16 protein-coding genes are annotated in these 15,465 nt (G+C 63.4%); 13 read left to right on the top strand and 3 right to left on the bottom strand.

The window, feature by feature from the left end; translation table 11 throughout:
* Positions 1-15: 15 nt before the first annotated feature.
* From DOM41_RS14360 to DOM41_RS14350, 3 genes are read right to left on the bottom strand one after another with little or no spacing between them, the layout of a single operon-like run.
* Entirely contained in the window at positions 16-1,422 is a 1,407-nt protein-coding gene (locus DOM41_RS14360; protein ID WP_110687526.1) for a bifunctional DedA family/phosphatase PAP2 family protein, read from the bottom strand.
* The gene (locus DOM41_RS14355; RefSeq protein WP_110687525.1) at positions 1,419-2,336 is read right to left on the bottom strand and encodes a diguanylate cyclase domain-containing protein; all 918 of its coding nucleotides are present in this window, start codon (positions 2,334-2,336) and stop codon (positions 1,419-1,421) included. The genes DOM41_RS14360 and DOM41_RS14355 overlap by 4 nt, the downstream gene beginning before the upstream one ends.
* Positions 2,327-3,151 (bottom strand): hypothetical protein, encoded by an 825-nt coding sequence (locus DOM41_RS14350; protein WP_110687524.1) that lies wholly within the window; start codon positions 3,149-3,151, stop codon positions 2,327-2,329. Before DOM41_RS14350 ends, DOM41_RS14355 begins: the two co-directional genes overlap by 10 nt.
* Before the next feature lie 167 nt (positions 3,152-3,318).
* On the opposite strand from DOM41_RS14350, the gene DOM41_RS14345 reads away from it, so the two are divergent.
* The 13 genes from DOM41_RS14345 (at position 3,319) to DOM41_RS14285 (ending at position 15,364) form a co-directional block, all read left to right on the top strand.
* Positions 3,319-4,602, top strand: a complete 1,284-nt coding sequence (locus DOM41_RS14345; RefSeq protein ID WP_110687523.1) for a glutamate-5-semialdehyde dehydrogenase — start codon at positions 3,319-3,321, stop codon at positions 4,600-4,602.
* Entirely contained in the window at positions 4,589-5,302 is a 714-nt protein-coding gene (gene nadD, locus DOM41_RS14340) for a nicotinate-nucleotide adenylyltransferase (RefSeq protein WP_110687522.1), read from the top strand. The genes DOM41_RS14345 and nadD overlap by 14 nt, the downstream gene beginning before the upstream one ends.
* Positions 5,303-5,350: 48 nt before the next feature.
* A complete protein-coding gene (rsfS, locus tag DOM41_RS14335) occupies positions 5,351-5,728 on the top strand; it encodes a ribosome silencing factor (RefSeq protein ID WP_110687521.1) in 378 nt (125 codons plus the stop codon).
* On the top strand, positions 5,725-6,192 hold the full coding sequence (gene rlmH / locus DOM41_RS14330; RefSeq protein ID WP_110687520.1) for a 23S rRNA (pseudouridine(1915)-N(3))-methyltransferase RlmH: 468 nt from the start codon (positions 5,725-5,727) through the stop codon (positions 6,190-6,192). Before rsfS ends, rlmH begins: the two co-directional genes overlap by 4 nt.
* Before the next feature lie 106 nt (positions 6,193-6,298).
* Positions 6,299-8,194 carry a penicillin-binding protein 2 gene (mrdA, locus tag DOM41_RS14325; RefSeq protein ID WP_110687519.1) on the top strand — a complete coding sequence of 632 codons (1,896 nt, stop codon included), beginning with the start codon at positions 6,299-6,301 and terminating at the stop codon, positions 8,192-8,194.
* A complete protein-coding gene (gene rodA, locus DOM41_RS14320; protein WP_110687518.1) occupies positions 8,184-9,326 on the top strand; it encodes a rod shape-determining protein RodA in 1,143 nt (380 codons plus the stop codon). The genes mrdA and rodA overlap by 11 nt, the downstream gene beginning before the upstream one ends.
* Positions 9,327-9,358: 32 nt before the next feature.
* Positions 9,359-10,378 carry a lytic murein transglycosylase B gene (gene mltB / locus DOM41_RS14315; RefSeq protein ID WP_110687517.1) on the top strand — a complete coding sequence of 340 codons (1,020 nt, stop codon included), beginning with the start codon at positions 9,359-9,361 and terminating at the stop codon, positions 10,376-10,378.
* Positions 10,375-11,283 (top strand): septal ring lytic transglycosylase RlpA family protein, encoded by a 909-nt coding sequence (locus DOM41_RS14310; RefSeq protein WP_110687516.1) that lies wholly within the window; start codon positions 10,375-10,377, stop codon positions 11,281-11,283. Before mltB ends, DOM41_RS14310 begins: the two co-directional genes overlap by 4 nt.
* Positions 11,284-11,310: 27 nt before the next feature.
* Positions 11,311-12,528: a D-alanyl-D-alanine carboxypeptidase family protein gene (locus tag DOM41_RS14305; protein WP_110687515.1), complete on the top strand. Its 1,218-nt coding sequence runs from the start codon at positions 11,311-11,313 to the stop codon at positions 12,526-12,528.
* A gap of 119 nt (positions 12,529-12,647) precedes the next feature.
* Positions 12,648-12,935, top strand: a complete 288-nt coding sequence (locus DOM41_RS14300) for an HP0495 family protein (RefSeq protein WP_110687514.1) — start codon at positions 12,648-12,650, stop codon at positions 12,933-12,935.
* 5 nt (positions 12,936-12,940) lie between these two features.
* The gene (gene lipB, locus DOM41_RS14295; RefSeq protein ID WP_110687513.1) at positions 12,941-13,606 is read left to right on the top strand and encodes a lipoyl(octanoyl) transferase LipB; all 666 of its coding nucleotides are present in this window, start codon (positions 12,941-12,943) and stop codon (positions 13,604-13,606) included.
* A 49-nt stretch (positions 13,607-13,655) separates the two neighbouring features.
* On the top strand, positions 13,656-14,657 hold the full coding sequence (gene lipA / locus DOM41_RS14290; RefSeq protein ID WP_110687659.1) for a lipoyl synthase: 1,002 nt from the start codon (positions 13,656-13,658) through the stop codon (positions 14,655-14,657).
* A 194-nt stretch (positions 14,658-14,851) separates the two neighbouring features.
* On the top strand, positions 14,852-15,364 hold the full coding sequence (locus DOM41_RS14285) for a GAF domain-containing protein (RefSeq protein WP_110687512.1): 513 nt from the start codon (positions 14,852-14,854) through the stop codon (positions 15,362-15,364).
* The last annotated feature ends 101 nt before the right edge of the window (positions 15,365-15,465 follow it).

Raw genomic sequence — 15,465 nt, 5'->3', positions numbered from 1 at the left:
GAAGCGTCGAACGCGCTATACCGGCGGGAAAAGTAGAACACGCAGGGTGATGAGCACGACGGACGCCGCCCCCAGCCATGCCCAGGGCGGCGTCTCGCGACCGATGCGTTGATAGCGCTGGTAGCTGATGCGGGTGATGGCGCAGACCACCAGCCCGAGCAGGGCGCCGCCGATGAGATCGCTGGCCCAGTGCACGCCGATGACCAGTCGCGACAGCGCCATCGGCGCGCAGACGAGGATGGCCGTCCAGTAGGCATAGGCGCGGTAACGCTGTGGCATCACCTGGGCGGCGAAGGCGGCCGTCAGACCGATGACCACCACGATGGTGGAGGTGTGGGCGCTGGGGTAGGAGAGCGACCCGGTGAGATAGTCCGGCGTGTCGGGTCGGGCGCGTCCCGCCAGGCGCTTGAACGCAATGTTGATCAGCCCGACGGCAGCGATGGCGCCGCCGAGGTGCAGTAGCGATGCAAACCGGCGTGCCCACAGTAGCCACAGCAGCCAGGGGGCCATCAGTACCGTGATGCCCAGCTTGTCGCCGATCTCGGCAAGCGTATGACTGCTGCCCACCAGCCAGCGCTGCTCGATCATGCCGGCCAGCTCATGGATGTCGCGATCCATGGGCAGGGGGCCGTTGTGGATCAGCACCCAGGTCGTCCACGCGATCAGCCCCAGCAGGCTCGTCAGCAGCAGCGCCATCGAGGCCAGGGGAAAGGCTTCGGCCGGCGCGGGTGACCGAAAGGCCCGCCAGATCGTTCCAAGCTTGGCGTGCTCGGCTTGTTGACGTTCGAGCCAGCCATGCAGGCGGCCCTCGCTACCCAGCTGATAGCGAAACCATGAAAACAGTAGTCCCAGCGCCAACAGCGCGAGGGTGAGCGACAGCAGCCAGCGCTCGGCACCCGGTGGCATCATTGCAAGTTCCTCCCATGAGCGGCCTAGCCAGTAGCCCGGCAGAAGATAAACCGGTGCCCACGCGAGCGCGGAAACCAGATTGACGAGGGTGAACCGGCGCGAGGACATCGACATCATGCCGGCGATCAGCGGGATAAACGGACGTACCGGGCCGACGAAGCGCCCGAACGCGATGGAAAACGTACCGTAACGCGCAAAGAAGGCATGGCCCCGCTCGAGCCAGGCCGGGTGACGGGTGAACGGCCACCAGTGAGGAATTCGCGCCCGCTGCGTGCGGCCAAGCCAGAAACTCAGCGCATCGCCGATGAACGCGCCGATGACGCCCGCGATCAGCACCATCCAGATGGCAACCGCCTGATGCCCCGCCAGTGAGGCGGCAGCGCTCAGCAGCACGACGCCGGGGATGACGATGCCGATGACCGCAAACGATTCGAGCAGGGCAATCGCTGCAATCAGAAACAGCAGCAGTGTTGGAGACGGGGAGAGCGAGTAGAGCCAGTGCGTGAAGTTCAAACGTTGGGTTCCAGCAGTTTATTGGCTGCGAGTTGCAAGCGCTGAGCGAACGCGAGCGCCGTCTCCTCCGAGCGTAACGAGCAGATGCGGTTGACGCTCTCCAGAGCGCCGGATTCCGGGCGCTCAATGGTGCTGACCGCCTCAGCGAGACGTCGTCCGGCAACGGCTGCCCCCGCTTCGTCGGCGTTGGGCATGATCAGCCAGAAAACGTGACTCTGCGGTTCGCCGAAGAAATCGCTATGGCGGCTATTGTCGGCAACCAGACCGATGAACGTCTCCGAGAGCGTTTGGCGCAGCCGGTTACCGAACTGGTCGTTGACGTGCTCCAGCTGGGGGACGTAAAGCACAAGGACGCTCAGGGGTTTCGCGAGCGCCTGCGCGCGCGAGACCTCCATCTCCAGAGCCCGTGTCAACTCGGCAGCGCCCAGGCCGTGACGGCGGGGGTTCAGTGCGGCTTCATCGCGGCGCTGTCGCCGGGCGAGAGCCCAGGCAACGGTGGCCGTCGCCAGTGACATCCACCATCCCAGTCCCAGATTGACCAGAGTCAGCTGGGTATCGCCCAAGAGGGCCAGCCAGGCTGGCGTTGTGAACAGGCTGAGCGTCAGTGCCAAGGGGACGGTGAGCAGGAGGAAGCTCGTGGCGACCGGTAGCCCCAGCCAGAGCATGCCGTATTGGGTATTCGGCGCCTCTATCGCGAACAATCCGAAGACGCCGATAAGCAGCAGGTAGTCGGCCAGCGGTTGGCGCAGCCGACCGAGGCGCTGGAGCGGGATCGAGACCAGAAGCGCGATCGCCAGCAGTGCCGGCGGCAGGATGAGGTCGTAGTGCCGGAGCAGATAGTGCCAGATCGCCAGTGCCACCAGTGACATGAGCGCAAGCCCTTGCGCCAGGCGCCGGGTTCGACTTACTGCCATAACGGCGCCTCCGCAGCCGGGGTGGAGGTAGGCTTGCGCTGACCAAAGCGCTGGGTGGCCTCGGCCAGTGGCATGGCGGAGACGACCTTGTGCGGCTGGACGGCGTGTTCCAGCTCCCGACGACGCTCGGCGGCGGCGTCACTATCGGTGGCGACGACGATCACTGCCACGCCATGGGCGTTGAGGCGATAGGCCCGTTCGTAGAGCGCGAGATATTCATGGAGTCTCGCGCAGAGCTGGGTCATGTCCTCAGGCGTCGACTGGGCGCAGCCGAAGACAAGCACTTCGGCCGCGAGTGACTCGCGCTCTCCGCGGCGCAGTTCATGGTGGATATCGACTTCCAGCGCCGCCGGCGGCAGCAGCCAGGTGGCCTCGGTGGGCGGCGAGGTCGACGCACGCCCCCGCAGGCGCTCACTGAACAGCAGCCAGAGGATGGCGAGCATCAGCGCTGCCATGGCCGCGGTGGGTAAGGGAAGCTGCCAGCCGAGATAGGCGCAAGCGACAACGAAGCCCGCGACGTTGATCGCCAGCCCCAGTGGACCGGTGAAACTGAGCAGGGTCAGGGGGAGTATCCAGATCCAGACCAGGGCGATGGGGTTGCCGGTCGCCAGCATGGCCGCGCCGGCTGCAGCGATGAACGCGCAATGTTTGTCCTGGCTGACGCCCTTGCGATAAAGGAGGAGGCCGAAAATGGCCGCTGCAAGTAGCGCTGCCAGTCGCAGCGGCCCCTCCCCGAAGAGGCAGATGGCAACGCCGATGACGGTGCAGAGAACGAGCAGGGTACGTGAACCCGGGCTTTTGTACTTGCTTTGCATGGTGGCTTATATTGGACCAGTTCCGGGTTGCACGAGCGAGGGAGTTACTATCGCACGCGCCATTGCCGAGCGTACACCGGCAATCCGATACCGATGAGGCCAGATGGCGCCGCGCGTATGCCCGTTCGTCGGACAGGGATTCTAAGACATCAATGAGATAGCACACCATGCAGCAGACCGCGACCGGAAAGGTGGAAGACGTTTTCCACTACATGCAGCAGCTGGGGCGAGAGGCGCGGGCGGCGAGTGCCTCGCTGAGACGCATCGACAGCGGGCGCAAGAATGCTGCGCTCGAAGCGATCGCCACGAACCTCGACGCCTCTCGTGATGCGCTCGAGCATGCCAACCGTGAGGATCTGGCCCGCGGGCGCGCCAATGGGCTAAGCGATGCGCTGCTCGATCGGCTTGCGCTGACGCCGGCGCGTATCGACGCCATGATCGCCGGCGTGCGCCAGGTTGCCGCGCTGCCGGACCCGGTCGGCCAGATCGATGAGCTTCGCTATCAGCCCAGCGGTATTCAGGTCGGCCAGATGCGAGTGCCGCTGGGTGTTATCGGCATCATCTACGAGTCGCGCCCGAACGTCACCGTCGAGGCCGCCAGCCTGTGTCTGAAGTCCGGCAACGCCTGCATCCTGCGGGGCGGTTCGGAGTCGGCGTCGAGCAATGCCGCGATCGCCGGCTGCATCCGGGCCGGACTCGAAGCCGCGGGCGTTGCGGTCACCGCGGTCCAGGTGGTCTCGACGACCGACCGTGCGGCGGTCGGGGCCTTGATCACCATGCCCGAATTTGTCGACGTCATCGTGCCTCGTGGGGGCAAGTCGCTTATCTCGCGGGTTGCCGAGGAAGCGACAGTCCCGGTGATCAAGCATCTTGATGGTGTCTGCCACGTCTATATCGATGCGGCGGCCGATCCGGAGAAGGCGGTCGCCATCGCCGACAATGCCAAGACGCAACGCTATTCGCCGTGCAACACCATGGAAACGTTGCTGGTGCATCGCGATGCGGTGGCAGCGGTGTTGCCAAGGCTTGCCACGATCTATCGCGACAAGGGCGTGGAGCTTCGTGGCTGTCCCGTGACGCGGGAGTGGATCAGCGATGCACTCGAAGCCGAGGAAGCGGACTGGGCCGCCGAGTATCTGGCGCCGATTCTCGCCGTGCGGGTCGTCGATGACTTTGATCAGGCGGTGACGCACATCAACCGCTATGGCTCGCAGCATACCGATGCCATCGTTACCGAGAACGTGACCCTGGCGAGGCGGTTTCTTGCCGAAGTTGATTCCAGTTCCGTCATCGTCAACGCCTCGACCCGCTTCGCCGACGGTTTCGAATATGGATTGGGGGCCGAGATCGGAATCTCCACCAACAAGTTGCACGCGCGCGGGCCGGTGGGCCTGGAAGGGCTGACCACGCGTAAATACGTGGTGTTCGGTGACGGTCATGTCCGCCGGTGAGGCAGGGGAGGCGCCGCGCATCGCCATGCTGGGCGGCACCTTCGACCCGGTTCACCTCGGGCATCTGCGGAGTGCGGTGGAACTGCGCGAAGCGCTGGCGCTTGATACCGTCCACATGATTCCGGTCCACGTGCCACCGCATCGCCAAGCGCCTGGCGTGTCCTCGATGCACCGCTTGAAGATGCTCGCCGAGGGTATCGGCGATACGCCGGGCCTGGTTGCCGACGACCGCGAAATTCGCCGCAGCGGCCACTCCTATTCGGTCGATACGCTGGCTTCTTTGCGCGAGCGCTACGGTGAGGAGGCGCGACTGGTCATGGCGGTCGGTCACGATGCCTTTCTGGGATTGCCGAGCTGGCACGAGAAAGAGCGGCTTTTCTCGCTGGCCCATGTCGTCGTCCTCGATCGGCCGGATCACGAGGCGGCGCTGCCGCCCGAACTTGCCGACCTGATCGCAGGTCGCGAGGTGACGGATCGAGACGCGCTGATGGCGGCGCCGGCAGGACGTCTGCTGCGACTCAAGTTGCCGAGTCGTATGGCCATCTCGGCGACCGAGCTCCGCTCGCGCGTCGGTGAAGGCAAAAGTATTCGCTATCTGGTGCCGCCGGCCGTCGAACGCTATATCGCCGAGCAGGCACTCTATGGCAGCGAGGGATCCGCCGTCGCCGCTATCCCTGGCGTTGTCGGGGTATCGGAGTAGAATGCGCGACTCCCGATTTTCAAGGGATGACGATTCCCAAGAGGCGATATGCAGAAAGATACTATCAAGTCGCTGGTCATCGAGGCGCTCGAAGAGCTCAAGGCCCAGGATGTGGTCGAGCTCGATGTTGCCGAGCTGACCAGCGTGACCGATTTCATGGTGGTCGCCAGCGGCACCTCCTCGCGGCACGTCTCGGCGCTCGCCGGCAACGTTGTCGAGAAAGCGAAGGACGCGGGTATTCGTCCCTTGGGCGTGGAAGGTCAGCAGGGGGGTGAGTGGGTGCTCGTCGATCTTGGTGACGTGGTGGCACATGTGATGATGCCCGACACGCGCAAGCTCTACGACCTCGAGCGCCTCTGGGCCGACCTGCCGAATGACGCTGCGCGCGGCACCGAACGCACGGAACGCCAAGAGATCTCGGGTTGAAGATTCGACTACTGGCGGTGGGGACACGGATGCCGGGCTGGGTCGAGACCGGTATCGAGAACTACCGCAAGCGGTTGCCGCGTGACATGCCGCTGGAGGTCGTCGAGATCCCGGCTGGCGTCCGTGGCAAGGGCGCCGATATCGCGCGAGCCGTGCAGAGTGAAGGCGACCGGATGCTCGAAAAATTGCGCGACCGGGAACATGTCGTTGCCCTCGAGGTCTCAGGGAAGGCATGGAGTACCGAGCAGCTGTCGAGCCGCCTCGACGAGTGGCGCCACGGCGGTGACGACGTGGCGCTCCTGATTGGTGGGCCCGACGGACTCGATTCCCGGGTCGCCGCGCGCGCGAAACAGTCCTGGTCGCTGTCGCCGTTGACGCTGCCACATCCGCTGGTTCGTGTGATCCTTGCCGAGCAGCTCTACCGTGCCTTTACCCTGCTTTCCGGGCATCCCTACCATCGCTAGCCCGGTTCACTTCCGAACTTGAGAGTCGCACGTTTGCTGTTACCCGACGCCACTCAATGCCGTGCCCGACCCGCCACTGACGTCGTGCCGACCGGGGGCGCGGTCGATGCGTAAGCGGCGTCCCGACATCAAGGATCACGAGCGCGAGATCCGCATGTTCCGGCGGCGCTCACTGCTTGCCGCACTGATCATTGTGCTGATGGCGGGCGGTTTGCTTGCCCGGATGGTCTATCTACAGGTCATCGAGCACGACGTCTTTATCACCCGGTCCGATAACAACCGCATGCGCGTCGAGCCACTGCCGCCGCGACGGGGGTTGATCCATGATCGGAACGGTAAGCTGCTGGCGGAAAACCGGCCGACCTACAACCTCACGATGGTGCGTGAGCGCGTCGACGATCTCGATCAGACACTGGAACGTCTGGTCGATATTCTGGGGCTGCCCGAAAGCGAGGTCGCCAAGCTGCGTGAGCGCTCGTTGCAGCGTCAGCGCCCCTACCAGCCCGCCTTGCTGATGAGCGGTTTGACCGAAGACCAGATCGCGCGTCTCGCGGTCAACCGGTATCTCCTGAGTGGTGTTGAGGTCGAGGCGCAGCTGATGCGCTACTACCCCGATCCCATCGTCATGTCCCACGTGCTGGGTTACGTCGGGCGGATCAACGAGCAGGAGTTGGGGGACCTCGATCCCGGGAATTACGCGGGGACCCACTTCATCGGCAAAACGGGCATCGAGTCGACCTACGAAAGCGCGCTTCACGGCGAGGCCGGGGTGAGAAAAGTCGAGACCAATGCCCGTGGCCGCGTGCTGCGAGAGCTGGACCGGTCACCGCCCGAGCCGGGCAAGGACGTGACGCTCACCATCGACAGTCACCTGCAGCACATGGCCTATGACCTGCTGGATGGCCGCCGCGGCGCCATTGTCGCCATCCAGCCAAAGACCGGCGACATTCTGGCCATGGTCTCGGCCCCGGGGTTTGACATCAACGAGTTCGTCACCGGTATCTCCTACGACGACTATCAAGCGCTGCAGCAGGATCACGACCTGCCGCTTTTCAATCGCGCGGTCCGTGGCCAATACCCGCCGGGATCCACCGTGAAACCGTTCGAGGCGCTCGCGGCGCTCGAGTACGGCGTGGTCAAGCCGAACGACGTCATTTATGACCCGGGCTATTTCCAGCTCCCCAACGATACGCGGCGTTATCATAACTGGCTGCGCTGGGGGCATGGCCGCGTGGACATGGAGCGCGCGATCGAAGTCTCCAACAATACCTACTTCTACACGATGGCGTACCGTCTGGGCATCGATAGGCTGTCGAGTTTCATGCATCGCTTCGGCTTTGGTGAGTTGACCTCGCTGGATGTCCAGGGGGCATCGGCAGGGTTGATGCCATCGCGCGAGTGGAAGCGGGAGAAGTACAACCAGGTATGGTTCCCGGGTGAAACGCTGTCCGCCGGGATCGGCCAGGGTTACTTCATGGCCACGCCGCTTCAGCTGGCGGCAGCGACCGCGACGCTTGCCAATCGCGGTCACTGGGTTCGGCCCCACCTCGCCAAGCGCGTCGGCGACGAACCAATGGAGCCGCCTTTTCCGGATACCAAAGCCGATGTAGGCATGGACAAGGAACACTGGTGGCAGGACGTTTTCAAGGGCATGGAAGCCGTGGTCAATGGCTCGGAAGGGACAGCGCGAAGGGCCGGTGCCGGTCTGCAGTACAGCATGGCGGCCAAGACTGGCACGGCGCAGGTTTTTTCACTGGGACAGAACCAGAAGTACAACGCGGACGAACTGACCGAGCGCCTGCGGGATCACGCGCTGTTTATCGGTTTTGCCCCGGTAGAGGATCCGCAGATCGCGATCGCTGTGATCGTCGAGAATGCCGGCGGTGGCGTATCGGGCCTGGGGCGCGAGCTGACGGATAGCTGGTTGCTCCCCAGGGACGAGCAGCCGCCCTCCGATGGCACCACCGTCAAAGAAGAGGTCGAGAGCATCGATGGCGATTGATTTTCAGCGCGCCGCGCCGCGAGGGCAGCCGGTTCGTGTCGGGCGCAAACGTTCTCTCTGGCAGCGGCTGCACCTCGATCCCTGGCTTTTGGGCACGCTGATCGTGCTGATCTCGTTCGGCCTGGTGGTGCTGTATAGCGCCAGCGGGATGTCGGAGGCCACCACGACCGGCCAGGCGATCCGAATGGGCGTGGCGCTGGTGGGGGCCGTCATCCTCGCTCAGTTCTCTCCCAGCCTGCTCTATCGGTGGACGCCGTTCGCCTATGGGGCGGGGCTTTTGATGCTGATCGCGGTCGAAGTCATGGGCGACATCGGTATGGGCGCGCAGCGCTGGCTGGAGCTGGGGCCGCTGCGCTTCCAGCCCTCCGAGCTGATGAAGATCGCCATGCCAATGATGCTCGCTGCCTACCTGCATCGTCGCCCGCTCCCGCCCTCCTGGAAGGATCTGCTGATCTGCGGCGTCATTGTCGCGGTGCCGGTCGGACTGATCGCCCGCCAGCCGGATCTCGGGACGTCGTTGCTGGTCACCTGTGCCGCCGTCTTCGTTATCTTGCTCGCCGGGCTGTCGTGGAAATTCATTCTGACACTGGTCGCGCTGGCCGGCGCGGCGATGCCGATGCTGTGGTTCAACATGCACAACTATCAGCGCCAGCGCGTGCTGACCTTTCTCAATCCGGAGAGCGACCCGCTCGGCGCGGGCTGGAACATCATCCAGTCGAAAACGGCGATTGGTAGCGGCGGCATCGAAGGCAAGGGATGGGGGCTCGGCACGCAGTCGCAGCTGGAGTTCCTGCCCGAGCGCCATACCGACTTCATTGGTGCCGTTCTCGGCGAAGAGTTCGGTCTCATTGGTATGGCGACGATCCTCCTGCTTTATCTGTTGCTGGTATCACGTGGCCTGGTGATGGCCAACCAGGCTCAGGACACGTTCGGCCGCCTGCTGGCGGGCAGCATCGTGCTGACGTTTTTCATCTACGTTTTCGTCAATGTCGGCATGGTCAGCGGCATCCTGCCGGTGGTGGGCGTGCCATTGCCGCTGGTCAGTTATGGTGGGACCTCTAGCGTGACCTTGATGGCCGGCTTCGGTATTCTCATGTCGATTCACACGCACCGCCGCCTGTTGAATCATTAATGACGAGTGCCATTACAAGGAGTTTGCCGCGCATGGCGATGCGTTGGAGCAGAGGATGGCTGATGGGCGCGCTCGTCGTCTCGACGATGCTGGGTAACCTGGCGTCGGCCGACGACGATTTCGACCCCGAGACCCACCCCGAGGTGCGCACGATGCTCGACGCGCTCGAGCAGCAGGGCCTGGAGGAGGCATCGCTGGTGTCCACCATGCGCGAGGCGAATTATCGTCCGCAGGTGCTCGAGGCGATGAACCATGCCGCCGAGCGCCGACTGCGCTGGGACGAGTACCGCGAGATCTTCATTCAGCCCGAGCGCATCCGTCAGGGCGTGGCGTTTCTCAACGCGCATCGGGAGACGCTGGAGCGTGCGGAACGCGAATACGGCGTGCCGCCGGAAGTGATCGTGGCGATTCTCGGCGTCGAGACGCAGTACGGGCGGCACAAGGGGACGCATCGCGTGCTCGATTCGCTCGCGACGCTCGCTTTTCACCACCCTAGCCGGGGAAAGTTCTTTCGCGGTGAGCTCAAAGCCTATCTGGCGATCACCCTCGGGCAGGGTGTCGACCCCGCCTCGCGCTACGGCTCCTACGCGGGCGCCATGGGTTACCCTCAATTCATCCCGACCAGCTATCAGGCCTACGCCGTGGACTTCGACCACGATGGGCTCAAGGATCTGTGGGATAACCCGGTGGATGCGATCGGCAGCATCGGTAACTACTTTGCGGAGCACGGCTGGCGCCGCAATCAGGCAGTGCTGGTCGAAGCGAGCGGGCCGGACGCGCTGCCGCCTTCATTGACGTTCAACCGCACGCAGCCACCCGACACTCGGGTCGACGCCTTGCGCGAGGTAGGCATTCAGCCCACCGCCGGTGACCTGATGCCGTCAGATACGGTCATGCCGATTGCGCTGGATTTCGCGGATGGCCATAGCCGCTACGTGCTGGGGCTCAACAATTTCTACGTCATCACCCGATACAATCACAGTCATCTCTATGCCATGGCGGTCGCGACGCTGGCGCAGCGAATCCAGACCGCGCGAGACGGTGGGGCATGAGGGGGGTACTGGTACTGATGCTACTTGTCGCTCTGGCCGGTTGCGCCGGCGGCGGGGGGGGCGGTCGATACGCCCAGACGCATGACGCCTACCCACAGTCGCCCCAGGATGTCGCCAACGTGCCGGATGCCGTTCCCAGGGTGGAGCCTCGCTCTCGGGGCGGCAACCGCTCCACTTATACTGTCTGGGGCAAGACGTATCATGTCCTGAGCGATCCGACGGGGTACGAAGCGGTCGGTCAGGCTTCCTGGTACGGCACCAAATTCCAGGGTTACGACACGGCCAACGGTGAATCCTACGACATGTACAAGATGTCGGCGGCTCATCGCACGCTACCGCTGCCGAGCTATGCGCGTGTCACCAATCTCGACAATGACCGCACGGTCATCGTGCGCATCAACGATCGTGGGCCTTTTCATGAGGACCGGCTGATCGACCTTTCCTATGCCGCTGCCGCCAGGCTCGACATTCTCAAGGGGGGGACGGGACGCGTGAAGGTGGAAGCGATCGACCCGGTCGCGTGGTCGAAAGAACACGGTGACGGTGACAAGCCTGACCCTGCGGTCGCAGCCTCCGCGGCGTCGACGCCCCCCCAAGTTGACGCGGGCAAGCTCGATCCCGTCATCGAACGCCCGTCGCGTGCTGTCTCACCCGGTGCGCCGACGAGTCGCAGCAGTGGTCAGCGTTACCTACAGGTTGCAGCGCTGGGGTCACCCGACAAGGCGCGGGCGCTCAAAAGCCGTCTGCAAGGGTTGCTGTCCCGGCCTGTGCGCATCGACAATGCCGCCTCTCTCTATCGTGTGCAGGTCGGTCCGGTCGACGACATCGCCTCGCTTCAAGCCATCCGGGCAACGCTACGTGACGCGGGCTTTGCCCAGACGTTCGTCGTGGCGCCCGCTCAGTAATTTACTTTCAACGAGAATTCGATCGTCATGACATCGCTGTTCACATCCCGTATCTCTCGTCTGGTCGCCTCGGCGTCACTCTGTCTGGGCCTGCTCTCCTCGCCGGCCGGTGCGCAGCAGCCGACGCCGGATAGCCAGATGGCCGCCAATCCACGGCCGGGCCAGCTGGTGCCGTCGCCGCCAGAGCTTGCCGCTTCCTCTTGGGTTTTGATGGATGCAGCGACCGGCAAAATGCTGGTCGAGCACAATGCCGATGAGCGCGTGCCGCCCGCGAGTCTGACCAAGATGATGACCGCCTACATCGTCGAGCAGGAGATCGAGCAGGGCAACATCAGCGATACCGACCAGGTCAGCGTCAGCGAAAATGCCTGGCGCACGGGCGGTTCGCGCATGTTCATCAAGGAGGGCACGCAGGTCAGCGTCGAGGATCTGCTGCACGGTGTCGTCATTCAATCCGGTAACGACGCCAGCGTCGCACTCTCGGAATATGTCGCCGGCAGCGAGACGGCCTTCGCCGATCTGATGAACCAGCAGGCCAGTCGGATGGGCATGAATAACTCGCACTTCATGAACCCGACCGGTCTGCCCCACGACGACCACTTCTCATCGGCTCATGACCTGGCGATTCTGGCGCGCCACATCATTGGTGATTTCCCGGATCACTACGAGGTCTACTCGGAAAAGTTCTTTACCTACAACGGCATTCGTCAGCCCAACCGAAACCGTCTACTGTGGCGTGATCCAGACGTCGATGGCCTTAAAACAGGTCATACCGAGGCCGCAGGCTTCTGTCTGGTGGCATCGGCGAAAAAGCAGGACACGCGTCTGATCGCCGTGGTCATGGGTACCGACTCGGATGAAGCGCGAGCGGCCGAAACGCAGCGGCTGCTCAATTACGGATTTCGCTTCTTCCAGACGCGAAAGCTCTACGATGCTGGCTCCGTCCTCAATGAGGCGCGTGTCTGGGGAGGCGCCAAGGATACGGTCCGTCTCGGGGTGCAGGATGACGTCAGCATGACGCTCCCGCGCAGCAGCGCCGATGACCTCACCGCGCGGCTCAACGTGCCGGAGAATCTGACCGCGCCGATTCAGGCAGGCCAGCAGATCGGCAAGCTCGAGATTCGCTCGGGCGACGAGGTGCTTGGCGAGCAGCCACTGGTGGCGCTCGAGGCGGTAGAAGAGGGCAGCTTCTTCAAGCGCATCTGGGACAGCATCTTGCGTTTCATCACCGGTTTTTTTGACTAACCGTTCTTTACGTCGGGGTGTCGACACGGCTTGACGGTCCGCCCATGAGTTGGTGGGCGGGCCAATGTTGAGTAGAATGGTCGGACATTGAACTCCGCCGGCTAGCGACTGAATTAACGATGACCCAGACACCCAGCGACGTCGATCTCCCGCGTCCCAAGATCGAATTTCCGTGTGACTACCCCATTCGGATCGTCGGCGATGCCGCCGATGATTTCGTGGCGAGTGTGAGCCAGGTGATCGAGCAGCACTCTCCCGGGTCCGACGGGGCAAGCATTACGCTCTCCGACAGTCGTAATGGGCGCTTTTGCTCCGCCCGAGTCGTTATCCGGGCCACGAGCGAAGCGCAATTGAACGCACTGTTCGAGGACCTCAAGGCAACCGGCCGCGTGCACATGGTGCTTTAGCCTGCATGGCGATTCTCGAGCGCTTCGATCTGGGGCGACGGTCCTACCGTCCTGTCTGGCAGGCGATGTCGCACTGGACTGACGTCCGTGGCCCGCAGGCGCCTGACCAGCTCTGGTTCGTCGAGCATGAGCCGGTCTTTACGCAGGGGCGTGCCGGCAAGCCGGAGCATCTCTTGATGCCGGGTGATATTCCGCTGGTGGCAAGTGACCGAGGTGGGCAGATCACCTACCACGGTCCAGGCCAGCTGGTGATGTACCCGCTGCTCGACGTTCGCCGATTGAAGCTGGGCGTTCGCGATCTGGTCAGCGCACTGGAAGGGGCGGTGATCGATGTGCTCGCCGAACACGGTATCGAAGCCTGCGCGCGAGCCGATGCCCCGGGCGTCTACGTCGACGGTGCCAAGATCGCTTCACTCGGCCTGAGAATTCGGCGCGGCTGCAGCTTTCACGGCGTTGCTTTCAACGTCGACATGGATCTCGCGCCGTTCGACCGTATCAACCCCTGCGGGTATGCGGGGCTAAGGATGACGCAGCTGAGTGAGCACTCGTCGCTGCCCGTTGCGCTAGACGCCGAGGCAGAGCGGCTTGCCACTTGTTTTGCCCGCCGGCTCGACGCCACGCTGGAACCGCAGCATGGCCGTCCCCAGGCTTTCGATATGGCGGCCCGCTGACCGCCGGCACTCAACGAATTAAGGAAGGGTTATGACCGAGACAACCGTCATGCAATCGCCCGACGCTCGACCCGCCGATGCCGCCAAGGCCGAGGCCAAGAAGCCGTCGCGTGCCGAACGCGGCGTGAAGCTCCGTGGTGCCGAGAAGGTCGCCCGCATCCCGGTCAAAGTCATCCCTACCGAAACGCTGCCGAAAAAGCCGGACTGGTTGCGCGTGCGGATGCCGGCCTCGCCACAGGTGACTCACATCAAGCAGACGCTGCGCAAGCATGGTTTGCATACAGTGTGCGAAGAGGCGTCCTGTCCCAACCTGGGTGAGTGCTTCAGCGGCGGAACGGCGACGTTCATGATCATGGGCGACATCTGCACGCGTCGCTGCCCGTTCTGCGACGTCGCGCATGGGCGACCCAACGCGCTCAACGAGAACGAGCCGCGGGAGCTCGCCGAGGCGATTGCCGAGATGGGGCTCAACTATGTGGTAGTGACCTCCGTCGACCGAGACGATCTGCGCGACGGCGGGGCGACCCACTTCGTCAATTGTATCCGCGAGATTCGACAGGACAGTCCCGACATCGAGATCGAAGTGCTCGTGCCGGACTTTCGCGGTCGCATGCAAGTGGCTCTGGACATCCTGGAAGGCCAGGCGCCGGACGTCTTCAATCACAATCTGGAGACCGTGCCGTCGCTCTACCGTCGTGTGCGCCCCGGTGCGGACTATCAGTGGTCGCTAGATCTGCTCAAGGGGTACAAGGCACGACGTCCGGATGTCATGACCAAGTCCGGGTTGATGCTAGGAGTTGGCGAGACTGACGAGCAGGTGATCGAAGTGATGCGGGATCTGCGCGCTCACGACGTCGACATGCTGACGCTGGGCCAGTACATGCAGCCATCGCGCAATCATCTGCCGGTCGATCGCTGGGTGCATCCCAGCACATTCGACTGGTTTGCCGAGCAGGGCAAGGCAATGGGATTCAAACATGTTGCTTCCGGCCCGTTGGTGCGCTCTTCCTATCATGCCGACAAGCAGGCCCATGGCGTCGAGGTCAAGTAACGTCCGGATTCACGGCCCCACGACGCTATCGCGTCAGGGCCGATGGCGACAGCCACTCACAAAACAATCGCTGGGTGGCGCCTTGAGGCGTCGCTCTTACCCAAGGGGCAGCGTCGCAGAACGGGTCGCGGCAGCGACTCTCGAGAACGTCAGCCCATGGGCCCAATTTCGTCGCGACATCACGAGTCACCTTCATGAACGCACCCGATCTGCCGAGTAACGAAGCCGAACGTCTCACCGCATTGCGCGATTTACAGCTCCTCGATACGGGCGCTGACAAGGGCTTCGATCGTCTCACCGAGCTTGCCACCAAGATCTTTGACGTTCCCATGTCGATGATCACGCTGGTCGACGAGGATCGCCAATGGTTCAAGTCGCACCATGGGCTGAGTGTCTGCGAGACGCCGCGGCGTATCTCTTTCTGCGGCCACGTCGTGGCCGACGGCATGCCGATGGTGATTCGAAATGCATTGAAGGATCCACGCTTCTCGGACAATCCGCTGGTAACGGGATCTCCATTCATCCGGTTTTACGCGGGCTACCCGCTCTTCGTGTCCAAAGACGTCTGCGTCGGAACGCTATGTCTGATCGGCACGATGCCGCGGGCATTCGAGGAAGAAGACATGGAGCGGCTGGCGCTGCTGGCTGGGCAGGCGGAGGAGCTGATTCAGCTTCACGTTAGCCGTGTTTTGCTGCGTTCGACATAGGCTACCTGTAGCCAGCGTGTAGCGTTGCGGTCTTGACCGACCGCCAGCGCGGCTGGAGTAGCATCGAGCGATGACCGATACGCCGGCGCGAGCTTCTCGCG

Source organism: Salinicola aestuarinus (assembly GCF_003206645.1).
In the GTDB taxonomy this organism is placed as follows: domain Bacteria; phylum Pseudomonadota; class Gammaproteobacteria; order Pseudomonadales; family Halomonadaceae; genus Salinicola; species Salinicola aestuarinus.
This window is presented reverse-complemented; position numbering and strand designations above follow the sequence as displayed.